The sequence below is a fragment of the Amycolatopsis thermalba genome, from assembly GCF_023376025.1.
Classification (GTDB): domain Bacteria; phylum Actinomycetota; class Actinomycetes; order Mycobacteriales; family Pseudonocardiaceae; genus Amycolatopsis_E; species Amycolatopsis_E thermalba.
The window spans coordinates 5,929,477-5,947,268 of sequence record NZ_CP091196.1 but is presented as its reverse complement, the minus strand read 5'-3'; the positions used below and the strand labels follow the sequence as shown (position 1 = coordinate 5,947,268).

At 70.1% G+C, this 17,792-nt stretch carries 13 protein-coding genes and 1 tRNA gene; 7 read left to right on the top strand and 7 right to left on the bottom strand.

Features of this window, described 5'->3' with window-relative positions:
* Window positions 1-19 precede the first annotated feature (19 nt).
* The 4 genes from L1857_RS28810 to L1857_RS28795 all read right to left on the bottom strand — a co-directional run bounded on the left by L1857_RS28810 (window position 20) and on the right by L1857_RS28795 (window position 3,792).
* Window positions 20-265 carry an acyl carrier protein gene (locus L1857_RS28810; RefSeq protein ID WP_017984121.1) on the bottom strand — a complete coding sequence of 82 codons (246 nt, stop codon included), beginning with the start codon at window positions 263-265 and terminating at the stop codon, window positions 20-22.
* A gap of 62 nt (window positions 266-327) precedes the next feature.
* Window positions 328-1,305, bottom strand: coding sequence for a beta-ketoacyl-ACP synthase III (locus tag L1857_RS28805; protein WP_116110523.1), 978 nt, complete (start codon window positions 1,303-1,305; stop codon window positions 328-330).
* Complete coding sequence (locus tag L1857_RS28800) at window positions 1,302-2,207, bottom strand: ACP S-malonyltransferase (RefSeq protein ID WP_162831033.1); 906 nt, start codon at window positions 2,205-2,207, stop codon at window positions 1,302-1,304. Before L1857_RS28800 ends, L1857_RS28805 begins: the two co-directional genes overlap by 4 nt.
* 373 nt (window positions 2,208-2,580) lie before the next feature.
* The gene (locus L1857_RS28795; protein ID WP_249466841.1) at window positions 2,581-3,792 is read right to left on the bottom strand and encodes a PucR family transcriptional regulator; all 1,212 of its coding nucleotides are present in this window, start codon (window positions 3,790-3,792) and stop codon (window positions 2,581-2,583) included.
* A 246-nt stretch (window positions 3,793-4,038) separates the two neighbouring features.
* Between L1857_RS28795 and L1857_RS28790 the strand changes: the two genes are divergently transcribed.
* A complete protein-coding gene (locus tag L1857_RS28790) occupies window positions 4,039-4,668 on the top strand; it encodes a nicotinamide mononucleotide transporter family protein (protein WP_094004275.1) in 630 nt (209 codons plus the stop codon).
* Here the strand turns inward: L1857_RS28790 and L1857_RS28785 are convergent.
* Entirely contained in the window at window positions 4,649-6,262 is a 1,614-nt protein-coding gene (locus tag L1857_RS28785; RefSeq protein WP_116110520.1) for an L-lactate permease, read from the bottom strand. The two genes, L1857_RS28790 and L1857_RS28785, sit on opposite strands and share 20 nt — an antisense overlap.
* A gap of 210 nt (window positions 6,263-6,472) precedes the next feature.
* On the opposite strand from L1857_RS28785, the gene L1857_RS28780 reads away from it, so the two are divergent.
* Entirely contained in the window at window positions 6,473-8,062 is a 1,590-nt protein-coding gene (locus L1857_RS28780; RefSeq protein ID WP_240323167.1) for a restriction endonuclease, read from the top strand.
* Between the two features lie 249 nt (window positions 8,063-8,311).
* On the opposite strand, the gene L1857_RS28775 is transcribed toward L1857_RS28780, so the two are convergent.
* Window positions 8,312-9,523 carry an alpha-hydroxy acid oxidase gene (locus L1857_RS28775; RefSeq protein ID WP_116110519.1) on the bottom strand — a complete coding sequence of 404 codons (1,212 nt, stop codon included), beginning with the start codon at window positions 9,521-9,523 and terminating at the stop codon, window positions 8,312-8,314.
* A gap of 73 nt (window positions 9,524-9,596) precedes the next feature.
* Entirely contained in the window at window positions 9,597-12,404 is a 2,808-nt protein-coding gene (gene aceE, locus L1857_RS28770; RefSeq protein ID WP_116110518.1) for a pyruvate dehydrogenase (acetyl-transferring), homodimeric type, read from the bottom strand.
* Between the two features lie 368 nt (window positions 12,405-12,772).
* Between aceE and L1857_RS28765 the strand changes: the two genes are divergently transcribed.
* The 5 genes from L1857_RS28765 (at window position 12,773) to L1857_RS28745 (ending at window position 17,039) form a co-directional block, all read left to right on the top strand.
* Window positions 12,773-13,204 (top strand): DUF3052 domain-containing protein, encoded by a 432-nt coding sequence (locus L1857_RS28765; protein ID WP_094004280.1) that lies wholly within the window; start codon window positions 12,773-12,775, stop codon window positions 13,202-13,204.
* 62 nt (window positions 13,205-13,266) lie between these two features.
* Window positions 13,267-13,731: a peroxiredoxin gene (locus tag L1857_RS28760; protein WP_094004281.1), complete on the top strand. Its 465-nt coding sequence runs from the start codon at window positions 13,267-13,269 to the stop codon at window positions 13,729-13,731.
* Between the two features lie 43 nt (window positions 13,732-13,774).
* Window positions 13,775-13,846, top strand: a tRNA-Val gene (locus L1857_RS28755).
* Window positions 13,847-14,100: 254 nt separating this feature from the next.
* Entirely contained in the window at window positions 14,101-14,817 is a 717-nt protein-coding gene (locus tag L1857_RS28750) for an SAM-dependent methyltransferase (protein ID WP_162831032.1), read from the top strand.
* A 74-nt stretch (window positions 14,818-14,891) separates the two neighbouring features.
* The gene (locus tag L1857_RS28745; protein WP_249466838.1) at window positions 14,892-17,039 is read left to right on the top strand and encodes a glycoside hydrolase family 15 protein; all 2,148 of its coding nucleotides are present in this window, start codon (window positions 14,892-14,894) and stop codon (window positions 17,037-17,039) included.
* Window positions 17,040-17,792 lie beyond the last annotated feature (753 nt).

Below are 17,792 nucleotides of genomic sequence, written 5' to 3'. Positions count from 1 at the left end.
CGAAGAATTCAGCTCGTGCTTACTTGGCGTTCGCGGCGACGTAGTCCACCGCGTCGCCGACGGTCTTCAGGTTGGCCAGCTCGTCGTCCGGGATCTTGACCCCGAACTTGTCCTCGGCCTGCACCGCGATCTCCACCATCGACAGCGAGTCGATGTCCAGGTCGTCGACGAAGGACTTCTCCAGGCTCACGTCGTCCTGCGCGACACCCGCGACCTCCTCGACGATCTCCGCGAGGCCGCTGAGGATCTCCTGCTTGTCCGCCACGATGGTTGTTCCCTTCTGGTGGTTGATACCGGCAGGCTCCGCGCCTGCCGGCGATAGTGGTATCACGGGCAGATGACGACCTGTCCGGCGTAGGACAGGCCCGCGCCGAATCCAACCATCAGCACGACGTCACCCGATTTGACGGTGCCCGCTTTCCGCATGTGGTCCAGCGCCATCGGGATCGACGCGGACGAGGTGTTGCCCGAGAACTTGATGTCGTCGGCGACGACGAGGTCCTCCCGCGCGCCCTTGGCCTTCAGCCGCTTGGCGATCGCGTCGACGATCCGCAGGTTCGCCTGGTGCGGGATGAGCACGTCGATGTCCGACGGCTCCAGCCCGGCCAGCTCGACCGCCTTCAGCGCGATCGGCGCGATCTGCGTGGTCGCCCACCGGAAGACCGACTGGCCCTCCTGGTAGATGTACTTGTGGTCGCGCATGTAGATGGTGTCGACCAGATCGCCCGCGCTGCCCCACGACACCGGCCCGATGCCCGGCTCGTCGGACGGGCCGACCACCGCCGCGCCCGCCCCGTCGGCGAAGATGATCGCGTTGGCCCGGTCCACCGGGTCGACCACGTCGGTCAGCTTCTCCGCCCCGATCACCAGCACCTTGCCCGCCGAGCCGGCGCGGATCAGGTCGGAGGCGACACCCAGGCCGTAGCAGAACCCGGCGCACGCGGCGTTGAGGTCGAACGCGCCGGCCGCCTTCACCCCGATCCGGTCGGCGACCTGGCCGGCCGCGTTCGGGATGGGCGCGGGCATCGTGCAGTTCGGCACGATCACGGTGTCCACTTCGGACGGCTGCAGGCCCGCGTCGGCGAGCGCGGCGTTGCCCGCCTTGACCGCCATGTCCACCAGCAGCTCGTCCTTCTCGGCGAAACGGCGCTCGGTGATGCCGACCCGGTCGCGGATCCACTGGTCGTTGGTGTCCATGATCTGGGACAGGTCGTCGTTGGTGACGACCCGGTCCGGCTGGTAGCTGCCGACGCCCAGGATGCGGGTGGCGGCCGGACCCTGCTTCTGGCGCAACACCGGGCTCACAGGATCTCCTTCGCGGCGGGCAGGTCGGCGGGGGTCTTCAGCGCGACGGTCTGGGTGACCGTGCCCTTGAGCTGGCGCTTGACCAGGCCGGTCAGGGTGCCCGCGGGCGGCAGCTCGACCGTCGCCGTGACGCCCAGCTCGACCAGGCCGTCCATGGTGAGGTCCCAGCGGACCGGGCGGGTGACCTGCTTGATCAGCCGCTCCAGGTACTCGGCGCCGCTGGTGACCACGGTGCCGTCGGCGTTGGACAGCAGCGGGCGGACCGGGTCCTTCGGCGTGATCGACGCGGCGTGCGCGCGCAGGGCCTCCTCGGCGGGGGCCATGTAGGAGGTGTGGAAGGCGCCGGCGACCTTCAGCGGCCGGACCTTCGTGCCCTCGAGCGGCTCGGCGACGATGCGCTCGATGGCGTCCTTGGCCCCGGACGCGACGATCTGACCGGCGCCGTTGCGGTTCGCCGCGGTCAGGCCGTGGCCCTCCAGCCAGGCGACGACCTCGTCCGGGTCGCCCAGCATGACGGCCGCCATGGACGTCGGCTCGATCGCGCAGGCCTTGGCCATCTCGGCGCCGCGGACGGCGGCCAGCGCCACGGCGTCCTCGGCGGTGAGCACACCCGCCGCGGCGGCGGCCGCCAGCTCGCCGACCGAGTGGCCGGCGACCGGGGTGTCGTCCGGGACGTCACCGAGGGAGTTGAAGGCCAGCAGCGAGAGCGCGACGATCAGCGGCTGCGTGATCGCGGTGTCCTGGATGGTCTCGGCGTCGGCCTCGGTCCCGAGGTGGACCAGGTCGAGCCCGGTGCGCTCGGACCAGCGCGCGAGCTTCTCGCGGGCGCCGTCGAGGTCGAGCCAGGGGGAGAACATGCCGGGCGCTTGGGAGCCCTGTCCGGGAGCGAGCACTGCTGTCACGCCTCTAAGGGAACATGCTCCCCCGGCGGGCCCGGGATGCCGCCGTTCACCAAGTCGGAGCGGCGATCTTGTAGAGGCCCTACAAAAATGGCGCCCGCAGGCCGTCTTCCAGCGCTGATGTGTTGTCGGTTCCGGGCAGGGCGGAAGTGAGACCGGTCACCCAGGGCAGGCTCGCGGGGCCCGGACGTGGATCTCGCGCGCACGAGCGTGGGACTCGCGTTCCTGAACGTGGGACTCGCGGGCGTGGACGGGGGACTGGCCGCGCGAGCTGGCGCCCTGTCGGCTGCCGCGGTCGTCGGCTACGTGCAATGTCACCGGAGGCTGTGTGAGCTGCGCCCTGGGAGCTACCGTGGTCGTCGGTTGCGTGTGAACGTCACCAGAGGCCGCGTGCTCGGGCGAGCCGGCCCACCGTCAGTGCCACCCGCAGCACCAGGGCGTCCCGGGGCTCGGTGGCGTTCCGGCCGGTCAGCTCGGCCGCCCGGCGCAGGCGGTAGCGCACCGTGTTGGGGTGCACGAACAGCTTCTTCGCGCACGTCTCCAGCACGCCGCCGGACTCCAGGTACTCGTCCACCGTCTGCAGCATCGTCGGGCCCGCGGCCTCCAGCGGCTGCGCGATCTCCTCGATCAGCAGCCGCTCGGCCTCGGCGTCGCCGGACAACGCGCGTTCGGGCAACAGGTCGGACGACCGCACCGGGCGCGGCGCCCCCGGCCAGCCCACCACCGCACGCAACCCGGACAGCGCCTCCGCCGCGCTGCGGTGCGCCTCGGCCAGGCTGCCCACCGTCGGCCCGGCCACCACCGGCCCCTCGCCGAACGCGCCGGCCAGCTTGCCGAGCACCTCCTTCTGCTTGGTGTCTCCCTCGGTCGGCCCGCCGGCCACGACGATCAGCCGCGACCCCTGGACGCTCAGCAGCACCGGCCGCCCCAGGCGCGCGGCCAGGCGCCGCACCTCGAACACCACGCTCGGCGGATCGTCCGAGGGCGGACGGCCGGCCAGCACGGTCGCCATCGCCGACGGCTCCCACCCCAGCGCCGCCGCCCGCGACAGCACCGCCTCCTCGGCGTCGCCGCGGACGATGCCGTCCACGACCAGCGCCTCCAGCCGGGCGTCCCACGCACCCCGGGCCTCGGCGGCCGCGGCGTAGGAGTTGGCCGTCGCGAAGGCGATCTCCCGGCCGTACCGGAGGATGCCCTCGATGAGCGCGGCGTGCTCGGCCTCGGTGGCGGCGAATTCCGGCAGCTGCTCCTCGAACACCTCGATCGCCAGCCGCACCAGCCCGACGGCCTGCCGCAGGCTGATCCACCGCGACAGGTCCTCCGGGGCGCCGCGGAAGGCCTCGGTGGTGAGCTTGAGCGCCTCCTGCGAGTCGCGCAGCCAGTCGACGAACCCGGCCGCGCCGGTCTGGGTGATCAGCAGGATGCTCGCCCGCTGCTCGGCGGGCAGACGCCCGAACCAGGGCAGCCGCTGCTCCATCGCGGCGACGCTGGCCGAGGCGAGGCGCCCGGAGGCGCGCTCCAGCCTGCGCAGCGTCTTCGCCGAGAGGCCGTGGTGCTTGGCCGGCCGTCTGCTGTTGGTTTGGGTCATCGTGAACCGACTCTAACCGGCTGCCCGGTAAACGCGAGGCCGCCCGGCGCACGCGGTTCTCGCAGCGCCGGGCGGCCTCATCTCCCCGGTCCCCACCGGTAGGTCCACTATGGACCTTGTGGATATTTTTCCGCCAGTCTTCTCACTCGATCGTGCAAGTAATTTTCGACCGGTGTAGCGGGGCTCACTGGGGGTGAGGGAATCAGTGCCGGATGTGGCAGGTTGTTGCGGCAGACGGGAGGCGCCATGCACGTTCTGTTGCAGCACGGTTTGTCCGTTTTCGGACAGTGGATCTCCATCGCGGAGCTGATCGGCCAGCTGTGCGCGCTCGCCGTGGTCTTCCTGGCGCAGCGGCGCACCCTGTGGACCTGGCCGGTGCAGGTCGGCGCGACGGTGCTGCTGTTCGCCGTCTACGCCTCCGCCCACCTGGGCGGGCTCGCGGCCCGGCAGGTCGCGATCCTGCTGATCTCGGTGTACGGCTGGTGGGCCTGGACCCGGCGCCGCGACCCGGTGTACGGGGTGGTCGTGCGCCGCGGCCGCGCCGTGGAACGGCTGGTGATGGCCGGGGCGTTCGGGGCAGGCACCGTGGCGATGGCGCTCGTGCTCGACGCGCTGCACGCGTCCTGGGCGCCGTGGCCGGACGCGGCGATCTTCATCGGCACGCTGGTCGCCTTCGCCGCGCAGGGCCGCGGTCTGGTCGAGTTCTGGCTGGTGTGGCTGGTCGTGGACGCGATCGGCGTACCGCTGCAGATCTCCTCGGGCCTGTACTTCTCCGCGGCGGTCTACCTCGTGTTCGCCGTCCTGGTCGTGCACGGCTGGTGGAGCTGGCACCGCGCCGCCGTCCGCCGCCCGGAACTCACGGCAGCATCCCGCTGAGGAAGCTCGCCTGCGCCACCACGATCAGGCACATCACGAGCAGCAGCCCCAGGCTCCACGGCAGCACCTTGCGCAACAGCGTGCCCTCCTCGCCGGGCAGCATCGCCGCCGCACACGCGATGCTGAGGTTCTGCGGCGAGATCATCTTGCCCAGCACGCCGCCCGAGGAGTTGGCCGCGGCGAGCAGCTCGGGCGACAGCCCGGCCTGGTGCGCCGCCGTCACCTGGAGCGCGCCGAACAGGGCGTTGGCCGAGGTGTCCGAGCCCGAGACCGCCACGCCGAACCACCCGAGCACGGGCGACAGGAACGCCAGGCCCGCGCCCGCGCCGGCGATGAAGTAGCCGATCGTGGTGGCCTGGCCGGACAGGTTCATCACGTAGGCCAGGGCGAGCACGCTCGTCACGGTCAGGATCGCGAACCGCAGCTCGTGCACCGTGCCGCCCCACTCGCGCACCGCGTCGCGCGCCCGGACCCGCAGGAACACCGCGGTGAGGACGCCCGCGATCAGCACGAGCGTGCCGCCGGTGCTCAGGAACGGCAGCGAGAACGTGTTCCCGGAGACCGGCTTGCCCGCCGAGTTCGCCACCGACAGCGCGGGCCAGTCGAACTTCCAGGTGGCCGCGTCGAGCAGCCGCTTGACCGGCGGCAGCTGGCCGATCGAGAAGATCACGATGATCAGCCCGTACGGCAGGTAGGCGCGGACGACCTCGCCGCGGTCCTCCGGCCGGTCCAGCGTCTCGGTGGCGACGCCGGTCAGCACGGCGGTCCGGACCTCCGCGCGGGCCGGCTTGCGGGCGGCGGGCAGTGCGACGAGGGCCGCCGCCCCGGCGAGCGCGGCGCCGATGTCGGCCAGCTGGGCGGAGACGTAGTTGGCGGCGGCGAACTGCACCACCCCGAACGCCGCGCCGCACACCAGCGCGGGCAGCCAGGTTTCCCGCAGCCCGCGGCGCCCGTCGACGATGAAGACCAGCAGCAGTGGCACGAACACCGCGAGGATCGGCGTCTGACGGCCGACGATCGAGGAGACGGTGTCCAGCGGCAGCCCGGTGACCTGCGCGAGGGTGACGACCGGGGTGCCCATGGCGCCGAACGCGACCGGCGCGGTGTTGGCGACCAGCGCGACGACCGCCGCGCGCACCGGGGTGAACCCGAGCGCCACGAGCATCACCGAGCTGATCGCGACCGGCGCCCCGAACCCGGCCAGCGCCTCCATCAGCGCGCCGAAGCAGAACGCGATGATCAGCGCCTGGATGCGCGGATCGTCGGAGACCCGGCCGAACGACCGCCGGAGCACGTCGAAGTGCCCGGTGCGCACGGTGATCCGGTAGATCCACAGCGCGTTGACGACGATCCACATGATGGGGAACAGCCCGAACGCGGCGCCCTGGAAGCCGCTGGAGACGGCCTGGCCGATCGGCATGCCGAAGATCGTGACGGCGACGATCAGGGCGACGGCCAGGCCGATCAGGCCGGCCTGGTGGGCCTTCATGCGGACCACGCCGAGCAGGACGAGCACGGTGCCCAGGGGGAGCGCCGCGACCAGCGCGGACAGGCCGAGCGACCCGGCCAGCGGGGCGAGTTCCTGCACGAACATGGCCGACCTCGATTCCACATCGCGGAAGTTGGGTTCCGCTTGGTGTGGGGAGGAATGGTCCGGTCCTGCCGGGGTGTGGTCAAGTGGGGCGTTTCACTGATCGAGATGGGGTCCGGCTGACGTGGAAAGATCGCCGATTCGGCGCATCGTCAATCAAGCTGTATCTGGGATACGGTCGCTTGTCGAATCGGTGGGTTGTGGGGGTGTGCTGTGGCACGCAAACGTGGTTTCTTCGCCGAGCTCCAGCATCAGCAGATGTTGCAGGAGCGAGAAAGGCAGCGGCAGCTCAAGCAGGCGGCGAAGGAAGCCGAACAGGCGGCCCGCGCTCGGGAACGAGCATTGGCGCAGGAAGCCCGCGAACAGCGGGAATTGCATGTCAAGCAGCAACAGGACGAAGCGGCGGCCTACACCGTCGCCGCACAGGACCGGATGAATGAACTCGGCCGAGTGCTGGTGGACGGTCTTCGTCATCGAGGAGTGTTTTCATTCCGCCAAATGCGCAGGTCGTTCAGGCCGCGGCCGTTCGAAGCCCCGTCCGCTCTCGCCACCCCCGCGCGGCAACCGCGATGGGAGCGGTATGCGCCGCCGCCTCCTTCGGGTGTGGGCCGTTTGTTCAAGGGAACTCACAACAGAGCAATCGAGCAGGCCAAGGCCAGTTTCGCCCGCGACATGGCGCTTTATCAGCATAGCGAGCACGAACGTCTCACTGCGCTGGCAGCTGCCGAGGCGCGGCATCGCCAGGGTGAGGAATCTCGCCGACAAGAAGTGGAACAACACAACGCCCAGGTAGACGACCTGGAGAAACGAGTGATGGCAGGACTGCCGGAGGCGGTCGAGGACTATTTCGAGTTGCTGATAGAACGGTCGCCGTTGCCGGCCGACCTGCCAGTCGACGTCGAAGTCGCCTACCAGCCGGATTCGAAGAAGTTGCTCATGATCCGGGAGTTGCCCGGGGTCGACGTGATTCCTCAGAACCGTGAATACACGTATGTCAAGTCGCGAGACGAGATCGTCGCAAAGCCGCGGCTTGTGAAGGAGATCAAGCAGGCTTACGCGAACCTGGTTGCGCAGATCGTCCTGAGGACCATGCGCGACGTGTTTGAAGTCCGGCCGAGTGAGCTCGTGGACGAGGTGGCTGTCAACGCGCATGTGTCGACGCGTAACAGAGCTACCGGTAAACCCGAGCGCCCCTGCCTGGTAAGCGTTTCTGCGACTCGCAAACAGTTTGAGGAACTCGTCCTCACCGAACTTGATCCCGCTGAATGCCTTAAGTACTTCAACGCGCTCGTGTCGCCCCACCCGTGGGACCTTGAGGCAGTGCGACCGATATTCGATCCGGACTTGTCGAAGTATCGGCTGGTGGACGCCCATGACGTGGCAGCGGGCCTGGATGGTCGTCCGGTGCTCTTGGAGATGAAGCCCTTCGAGTTCGAGGTTCTCGTCAAACAGCTCTTCGAGGCAATGGGGATGAAATCCTGGGTTACACAGGCATCCCGTGATGACGGGCTCGATGCGATCGCTGTCAACGAAGACCCGATCATGGGTGGGGTGTGCGTTATTCAAGCGAAGAGGTACAAGGGGACTGTTGAACCAGATGCCGTCCGTGCGCTCGCCGGAGTGATGGATGACAAGCGCGCGAGTCGAGGCGTGCTGGTCACTACTTCACGTTTTGGCAAAGCATCGCACGATTTCGTTGCTCGTCACGGACGGATCCAACTTAGTGAGGGGCCGCACCTCAAGCATCTGCTGAGCGAATACTTGAATCTCGACGTACTGCTGGGGCCGCTATCGGGACGATGATCGTGCGGGTGGTGCGCAAAGTTGGGTTTGCGCTGCAGGGCTGGAAGCGCCGGCTTCGCTTCGCTACGCCCGGATTTGCCCCTCCCGGACCCGATCTTTCAGTGTTCGGTTGCCGAGAAGCGGCGTCAAGGCTGGAAAGAGTACCTTGACCCCGCTGCTCGGCAACCGATTTGGCTGGGGATCGGGTTGCGGGAGAGGGGCGGCTCGTGGGCCGTGGGGGCTTTCAGTGCCGGGTGGCGGTTTCGTTGTTTAGCGCAGGGTGGCGTGGGTTGGTTGTAGGTCGCTGATCGTGCGTACGCCCAGCAGCTGCATCGTGCGGATGATCTCCTGTCGCAGGATGTCCACGCACCGCTGGACTCCCCGCTCGCCCCCGGCCATCAGGCCGTAGAGGTATGCGCGGCCGATCAGGCACATCGACGCGCCGCGGGCCATCGCGGCCACGATGTCGCCCCCGGACAGGATTCCGGTGTCCACCCAGACTTCCGCGTCGTCGCCGATCGTGTCCAGCGTGGGGGTCAGGAGTTCCAGCGGGGTGGGTGCTCGGTCCAGCTGGCGGCCGCCGTGGTTGGACAGCACCACCGCGTCCGCGCCGTACTTCACCACGTCCCGCGCGTCGTCCGGGTTCTGGATGCCCTTGACGACCAGCTTGCCCCGCCACGTCTCCCGTACCCAGGCCAGGTCGTCGAAGCTCAGCGTCGGGTCGAACAGGCTGTTGATCAGCTCCGCGACCGTGCCGTCCCACGAACCGAACGACGCGAACTCGAGCGGCTCCGTGGTGAGCAGGTTGAACCACCACGCCGGGTGCATCGCGCCGTCGAGAAACGTGCGCAGCGTCAGCGTCGGCGGGATGGTCAGGCCGTTGCGCACGTCCCGCATCCGCGCGCCGCCCACCGGGGTGTCCACCGTCAGCAGCAGCGTGTCGTAACCGCTTTCCTCCGCCCGCCGCATCAGCTCCGCGCCCGCCGCGTGATCGCGCCACACGTAGAGCTGGAACCACTTCCGCGCGTGCGGTGCGGCCTTCGCCACGTCCTCGATCGACGTCGTCCCCATCGTCGACAGCGCGTACGGGATGCGTTCCCGTTGCGCCACCCGGACCACCGCCCGTTCGCCCTCGTGGTGCATCATCCGCGTGAACCCGGTCGGCGCGAAGGCGAACGGCAGCGCCGAGTGCTCGTCCAGCACCGTCACACTCGTGTCCACATCGGACACCCCGCGCAGCACGTTGGGGTGGAACTCCACGCCGCGGAACGCCTGCCGGGCGCGGCGCAGGCTGTCCTCCAGCTCCGCGGCGCCGTCGGTGTAGTCGAACACCGCCCGCGGCGTCCGTTTGCGGGCGATGGTGCGCAGGTCGGCGATGGTGTGGGCGTTGGACAGGCGCCGGTCGGTCGGGTTCAGCTTCACCGGCTTGGGTCGCAGGATCTGCTGCAGCTCACTGGGCCTGGGCAGGCGGCGTCGCGTCATCGGACCATCCTCGCGCACACAACCGTGGAGGCCACCCCCGCGACGGGGATGACCTCCACGGTGAACGGACAGATCAGGCGTTCCCGGCGTCGGTCAGCTGCGGACCGGCGGCCGACACGTCGTCGATCCGGTACTTCCGCGCGGCCTCGGCCACCTTGTCCTGCGGCACCTCACCGCGCTTGGCGAGCGCGGCCAGCGTGGCGACCGTGATCGACTCGGCGTCGACCAGGAAGAACCGCCGCGCCGCCGGACGCGTGTCGGAGAAGCCGAACCCGTCGGTGCCCAGGGTGACCATGTCGGTCGGCACCCACGGGCGGATCAGGTCGGGCACCGCGCGCATCCAGTCCGACACCGCCACGACCGGCCCGGTCGCGCCGGACAGCGCCTGCGTCACGTACGGCACGCGCGGCGACTCGCCCGGGTGCAGCAGGTTGTCCCGGTCGATCTCCACCGCCTCGCGGCGCAGCTCCGACCACGACGTCGCCGACCACACCGCGGCGCGCACGCCCCACTCCTCGGCCAGCATCTGCTGCGCCTTGAGCGCGTCCGGCATCGTCACGCCGGACACCAGGATCTGCGCCTCCGGACCGTCGCCCGACGGCGCCTCGGCGTACCGGTACAGGCCCTTGAGCAGGCCCTCGACGTCCAGGTTCGCCGGCTCGGCGGGCTGCCGGTACGGCTCGTTGTAGATCGTCAGGTAGTAGAAGACGTTCTCGCCGTTGCCGTCCGGGCCGCCCTCGCCGTACATGCGGCGCAGGCCGTCCCTGACGATGTGGGCGATCTCGAACGACCACGCCGGGTCGTAGGCCACCACGGCCGGGTTCGTGTGCGCCAGCAGCAGCGAATGCCCGTCGGCGTGCTGCAGGCCCTCACCGGTCAGCGTGGTGCGCCCGGCGGTGGCGCCCAGCACGAAACCGCGGGCCATCTGGTCGGCGGCCGCCCACAGGCCGTCACCGGTGCGCTGGAAGCCGAACATCGAGTAGAAGATGTAGATCGGGATCATCGGCTCGCCGTGCGTGGCGTAGGACGTGCCCACCGCCGTGAACGACGACGTCGACCCCGCCTCGTTGATGCCCTCGTGCAGCAGCTGGCCGTGCTCGGACTCCTTGTACGCCAGCATCAGGTTGGCGTCCACCGACGTGTACGTCTGCCCGTGCGGGTTGTAGATCTTGGCCGTCGGGAACATCGAGTCCAGGCCGAACGTGCGGGCCTCGTCCGGGATGATCGGCACGATCCGGTTGCCGATCTCGCCGTCCTTGGCCAGCTCGCGCACCAGCCGGACGAACGCCATCGTGGTGGCGACCTCCTGCTTGCCCGAGCCCTTGCGGACGGCCTCGTACACCTTGTCGCCCGGCAGGACCAGCGGCTTCGCCCGGTTGCGCCGCTCCGGGACGAACCCGCCGAGGGTCTTGCGGCGGCCCAGCATGTACTCGATCTCGGGCGAGTTCGCGCCCGGGTGGTAGTACGGCGGCAGCTTCGGGTCGCGCTCCAGCTCCTCGTCGCTGATCGGGATGCGCTGGGCGTCCCGGAACAGCTTCAGGTCGTCGAGCGAGAGCTTCTTCATCTGGTGGGTGGCGTTGCGGCCCTCGAAGGCCGGGCCCAGGCCGTAACCCTTGATGGTGTGGGCCAGGATCACCGTCGGCTGGCCGTGGTGCTCCATCGCCGCCTTGTACGCCGCGTACACCTTGCGGTAGTCGTGGCCACCGCGCTTGAGGTTCCAGATGTCGGCGTCCGACAGGTCCTTGACCAGGTCCTTCGTGCGCGGGTCGCGGCCGAAGAAGTGCTCGCGGACGTAGGCGCCGTCGTTGGCCTTGTAGGTCTGGAAGTCACCGTCCGGGGTGACGTTCATCAGGTTGACCAGGGCGCCGTCGCGGTCGGCGTGCAGCAGCGCGTCCCACTCGCGGCCCCAGATGACCTTGATCACGTTCCAGCCGGCGCCGCGGAAGTACGCCTCCAGCTCCTGGATGATCTTGCCGTTGCCGCGCACCGGGCCGTCGAGCCGCTGCAGGTTGCAGTTGATCACGAAGGTCAGGTTGTCCAGGCCCTCCCCGGCGGCCACGTGGATGAGGCCCCGCGACTCCGCCTCGTCCATCTCGCCGTCGCCGAGGAACGCCCACACGTGCTGGTCGGAGGTGTCCTTGATGCCGCGGTCGCGCAGGTACCGGTTGAACCGGGCCTGGTAGATCGCGTTCATCGGGCCCAGGCCCATCGACACCGTCGGGTACTCCCAGAACGACGGCATCAGCCGCGGGTGCGGGTACGACGGCAGGCCGCCGCCCTCGCCCGCGTGCGACAGCTCCTGCCGGAACCCGTCGAGCTGCTGCTCGGACAGCCGGCCCTCGAGGTAGGCGCGGGCGTAGATGCCCGGGGAGGCGTGGCCCTGGATGAAGACGTGGTCACCGCCGCCGGAGTGGTCCTTGCCACGGAAGAAGTGGTTGAACCCGACCTCGTAGAGCGCCGCCGACGACGCGTAGGTGGAGATGTGGCCACCGACGCTGACGCCGGGGCGCTGCGCCCGGTGCACCATGATCGCCGCGTTCCAGCGGATGTAGGCCCGGTAGCGGCGCTCGATCTCCTCGTCGCCCGGGAACCACGGCTCGTTCTCCGTGGGGATGGTGTTGACGTAGTCCGTCGCGGTCAGCGGCGGGACACCGACGTTGCGCTCGCGGGCGCGTTCCAGGATCCGCAGCATCAGGTAGCGAGCCCGCTGCTGGCCGCCCCGGGCGAGAGCCTCGTCGAACGAGTCCAGCCATTCGGCTGTCTCCTCGGGGTCGATGTCGGGCAGGTGGGCCGCCAATCCGTCACGGATGACGCGGACCCGGGCCGGGGCCCGATCGGTGCTGGCGCCGGTGCCTGCGGCCTGGTCGTTCTGGGGGGCCAAGGGATCTCCTCGCCGGTTGTCACTTCGCGTGCGGGCACGGATGCCTCAGTCTGGCCGTGCCCTCTCTGTCATGGTCGTCTAGTCCGGGCTTCCCGTCATCGCTACTGAGCGGTAACGTTCACCTAAGTCCGCGCGCGCACGCGCGCGCGTTATGCCTACCCTAGGCCAGGTGTGCCCGAACGGGTCCCGCCGAGGGTCGTTTTGCGGTCGCGAACACCTCCGGCGAGGCCCTACGCTGCGCTACGAGTTGAGAGAGATCCGGTGTGGACGGTTGCGCCGGAGGCTCCGGGCGTGTTCGCTACACCCATCCGTATGTCGAGCGCGGCGGCGCTGTGCCGCCCGCGTCGTGAGTTGGAGGAGTGACTGCAGTGGTCGCCGCTGGAGACGCTGAGTACAGCAGCGTCGCCGAGAGGCTTGGCATCAAGCCGGACATGGTGGTTCAGGAGATCGGGTGGGACGAGGACGTCGACGACGACCTGCGTGCCGCGATCGAAGAACATATCGGCGGCGATCTCCTCGACGAGGACGCCGACGAGGTCATCGACGTGGTTCTGCTCTGGTGGCGGGAGGACGACGGGGACCTGGTCGACGCGATCATGGACGCGCGGTCGCCGCTCGACGAGAACGGTTTCATCTGGGTGCTGACGCCCAAGACCGGGCAGCCCGGGCACGTGCAGCCGAGTGAGATCGCCGAGGCGGTGCCCACCGTCGGGCTCGCGCAGACGTCGAACATCAGCGTCGGCCCGAACTGGGCCGGGACCAAGCTGGTGCCGCCGAAGACCAAGTCGAAGCAGCGCTGAACGGCCGCACGCTAAGGTGGGCGTGCGGCAAGTGCAACGTTGGCGATGCGAAAGGTGCTTCGATGGCGGTCGAGGTCGGTTCAGCTGCTCCGGATTTCACCCTGAACGACTACAACAAACAGCCGGTGACGCTGTCGTCGTTCCAGGGCGACAAGCCGGTCCTGCTGGTCTTCTACCCGTTCGCGTTCAGCGGGATCTGCCAGGGCGAGCTCTGCCAGCTGCGCGACGAGTTCGCCGAGTACGACGGCCAGGGCGTCCAGGTGCTCGGTGTGTCGGTCGACACACCGTTCTCGCTGAAGGCGTGGGCCGAGCAGCAGGGCTACCAGTTCCCGCTGCTGTCGGACTTCTGGCCGCACGGTGAGGTCGCCAAGCTGTACGGCGTGTTCAACGAGGGTGCCGGGCTGGCCAACCGGGGCACCTTCCTGATCGACAAGAGCGGCGTGGTGCGCTACGCCGAGGTCAACCAGCCGGGTGAGCCGCGCGACCAGCTCGCCTGGAAGCGAGCGGTGGCCGAGCTGCCGCAGTGATGCTCGCACCGGCGTCGCCTCGTGTGGGGTGCCGCCGGTTCGAGGGCGCATAGCTCAGCGGAAGAGCACCTCCCTTACAAGGAGGGGGTCGCAGGTTCGAACCCTGCTGCGCCCACCGTTTTCGGTGGCTGGTGCCTGCCTGTTCTGGCGTCCTGTCTCGTTGTGGGGCGGGCGCCGGGTGACTCGGCCCACCCACACGGGTCCTTTTCACGAAGCGGCGCCGGACGGGCGCACCCGTTGCTCCGTCCGGCGGCGTTCCCCGGGCGGTGTTCTTCTGTCACCGTCATCGGGTGCCGCCGGAGCCGGGTCCCCCGGACGATCGCCGGAAATTGGAGTGCGCCCCATCCCGCCACGGGGCAGGGTGCCGTCGTGGAACGTGACTTGATCTCGCGCCTCGCGCATGCCGACCATCCCATCGCGGCGCCCCTCGGGGACGCCTCGGTGAGCGCCCTGCTGGAGCGGGCCCTGCCGCGCGGGGACGAGCGTCTTCTCGACCTCGGGTGCGGTGGCGGCGAGTGGCTGCTGCGCGCCCTCGCCCTGGCGCCCGGGGTCACGGCGGAAGGCGTGGACGTCTCCGAGCCTGCCCTCGACCACGCCCGCCGGGAGGCCGAGCGCCGCGGCCTCGCGGAGCGGCTCACGCTCCACCAGGCCGACGCGGCCGGCTTCGCGCCCGAGCGGCCGGCCGACATCGTGCTCTGTGTCGGCGCTACCCACGCCTTCGGCGGCCTCCTGCCTGCCCTCGCGGCGGCCCGGAAGGTTCTCGCGCCCGGTGGGCGGGTCGTCGTCGGCGAGGGGTACTGGGAGCGCGAACCGAGCGCGGCCGCTGTCGAGGCCCTCGGCGACCTCGTGGACCTCCCCACCACGGTCGACACGATCACCGCCGACGGCTGGGTGCCGCTCTACGGTCACCTCAGCACGCGCCACGAGCTGGACGACTACGAGTGGAACTGGACCGGCTCACTCGCCGCCCGCAGCCTCGACCAGCCCGACGTGCTCGCCATCGCCGCCGCCCACCGGGACGGGTGGCTGCGCGGCTACCGGGACTGCTTCGGCTTCGCCACGCTCCTGCTCGCGCCGCTTGGCTGACCGGCCCCTTTCCCGCGATCCGCGGCGCTGGTAGATGTTGCCCAGGCCGGGCATCACGTTGTGGGAGGTTCACGATGACTACCTCGAGGCGGGATTTCCTGCGAGCGGCGGCGCTCGTCGGGGCGACGGCGGTGGCGGCACCGGCGGTGCCCGCGAGCGCGGGCCAGGGCGGTGCGGCGCCGGGCGGGCCGGGTGCCGACACCACCTTCACCCCGGCGGACAAGCTCGGGTTCGGCACGGCCCGCTCGGCCAGCCCGGTCTGGTTCACCCTCCAGGACGGGCGGCTCTCCGAGGTCTACCACCCCGACCTGAGCACCCCGGCGAGCCGCGAGACCCAGATCGTGGTCACCGACGGCGAGTCCTTTGTGGAGCGCGTGTCGGACGTCGAGCACCGCACCGAGCTGCCGGACGCCGGGATGCCCGCGTACCGGCAGACCGCGCGCGGCACCGGCTGGACGCTGACCACCCGGTACGTCACCGACCCGGACCGCGACTCCGTGCTGATCGACGTGGAGTTCCGGTCGCGGCGGCCGTTGCGCGTGTACCTGCTGCACGATCCGGCGCTGGGCGGCGAAGGCACGGCCGACCGCGCCTTTCCGCAGGCCGGGGCGCTGGTGGCGTCCGACGGTTCCACCGCCAGCGCCATCCTCGCCCGTGGCGGGTTCAGCGAGTCGACGGTCGGCTACGCGGGCGTCAACGACGGCTGGACCCAGCTGGTGGCCGGCCGGGGACGGCTGGACCGGCGCTACGCGACGGCCGGGCCGGGCAACGTCGTCCAGCTGGGGCGGTTGTGGCTCGACGGCACTTCGCGGACCCGCGAGCTGGTCGCGCTGGGTTTCGGGACCGACGGGGACGCCGCGGTGCGCGCGGCGCGTGGTTCGCTGGCGCGGGGCTTCGGATCCGCCGCGTCGGCGTACGCCGCGGGGTGGCGGGAGTACCTGCGTGGCCTGCCCGCGGCGCCGGAGGGTGCTGACCGGCGGATCTACCTGACGTCCGTGGTGGCGCTGGCGTGCAGTGAGGACAAGCGGAACCCGGGGGCGTTCATCGCGTCGCCGTCGATGCCGTGGGCGTTCGGGTTCGACCGGGCGGTGGCGCCGGAGTACGGGTCCTACCACCTGGTGTGGCCGCGGGACCTGTACCAGATCGCGACCGGGATGCTCGCCGCCGGGGATCGCGCGGCGGCCGAGCGGGCGCTGGACTACCTGCTGCGGATCCAGCAGCCGCACGGGCACTGGCCGCAGAACACGAAGGTGTCGGGGGAGCCGTTCTGGACGTCGATCCAGCTCGACGAGACCGCCGCGCCGATGCTGCTGGCCTGGCTGCTCGACCGGGATGACGTGGTCACTGTGGACAGTCTGGTGCGGGGTGGGGACTTCCTGTTGTCCTACGCCAAGGACGGGTACTCCTCGCCGTACACCGAGCAGGAGCGGTGGGAGGAGCAGAGCGGGTACTCGCCGTCGACGATCGCGTCCGTGATCGCCGGGCTGGTGTGCCTGGCCGACCTGATGCGCCGCGCGGGACGCGACCCCGCCCGGTTCCTGGGCGCGGCGGACCGGTGGCGCGCGGCGGTCGACGGCTGGACGGTCACGTCGACCGGGCCGTACGCGCCGCGCCCGTACTTCGTGCGGCTCACCAAGGACGGCGACCCGGACGCCGGAACCACCTACAACCTGGGCAACAACAACCCGGACCCGACCGACCAGCGAGCGGTCGTGGACGCCGGTTTCCTGGAGCTGGTGCGGCTGGGGGTACGGTCGCCGGAGGACCCGGTGGTGGTGAACTCGCTGGCCGTGGTCGACGAGCGGATCTCGACGGTGACGCCGTCGGGCCGGCACTGGCACCGGTATTCCGGCGACGGCTACGGCGAACAGGCCGACGGCGGCCCGTGGAACGTGAACCGGCCCGAGTTGCACCGCACGTACGGCCGGTTGTGGCCGATCTTCGCCGGCGAGCGCGGCGAATACGAACTACTGGCCGGCGACCGGGACGCGGCGGCCGGGCGGCTGCGGGACATGGCGGCGTGCGCGGGGGAGACGGGGTTGCTGCCGGAGCAGGTGTGGGACCGGAACCCGCCGTACCCGGCCGTACGCCCCGGGACGCCGACCGCATCGGCGACCCCGCTGGCCTGGACGCACGCGCAGTACCTGAGGCTGGCGTGGTCCGTGGCGCGGGGACGGCCGGTGGAGTACCCGGACGTGGTGGCGGAGCGGTATCTGGGGTAGCGGACGGCAAGCCGGGAGCGGGAGTGGGCAGGCTGCGCACTGGGGCCGGAGGGTTCTGGATGACCGGCGGCCGGCAGTGGGGAGTGGAGTGGTAGGTGGCTGGCCGTGCGGTAGCCCTGCATGGCCGGCGGCCGGCAGTGGGAGTGGAGTGGTAGGTGGCTGGCCGTGCGGTAGCCCTGGATGACCGGCGGCCGGCAGTGGGAGTGGAGTGGTAGGTGGCTGGCCGTGCGGTAGCCCTGGATGACCGGCGGCCGGCAGCGGGAGTGGAGTGGTAGGTGGCTGACCACGCGGTAGCCCTGCAGACCGGCGGCCGGTAACGCATCAGCACCGACTACCCCAACCAGACCTCCCCCGCCCCCGATCCACAGCCGGTCTTTGGTCGCCGATCAGGCGTGTCAAGGTACTCTTTCCCGCCTTGACACGCCTGCTCGGCGACTGAAACACAATCAGGCATCGGGGGCGGGGGCGGTCGTAAGGTGACCGTTCGGCGCCGTGAGGCGCTTCCCGCCCGCAGGGCGGACTCCCCGCCTGCCCAAAAGCAAGACTAAAGATCAAAAGATGTCCTCGCCGGACGGGCAGGCTCCGGGATGACGGGGGACCGTTGTCGGCTCACCTCGGGCAAGTGGTCGCCGGGTGGTCATCCCGTCGCCTTCCGGTTTGTGCATATCACCTTGAGCCAGGGCCGCAAGGTTGGCATGGACGGCCGCCGGAGAGAGCCCGGGTTGCGGCCCTGGCTCAAGGTGATCGTCCAGT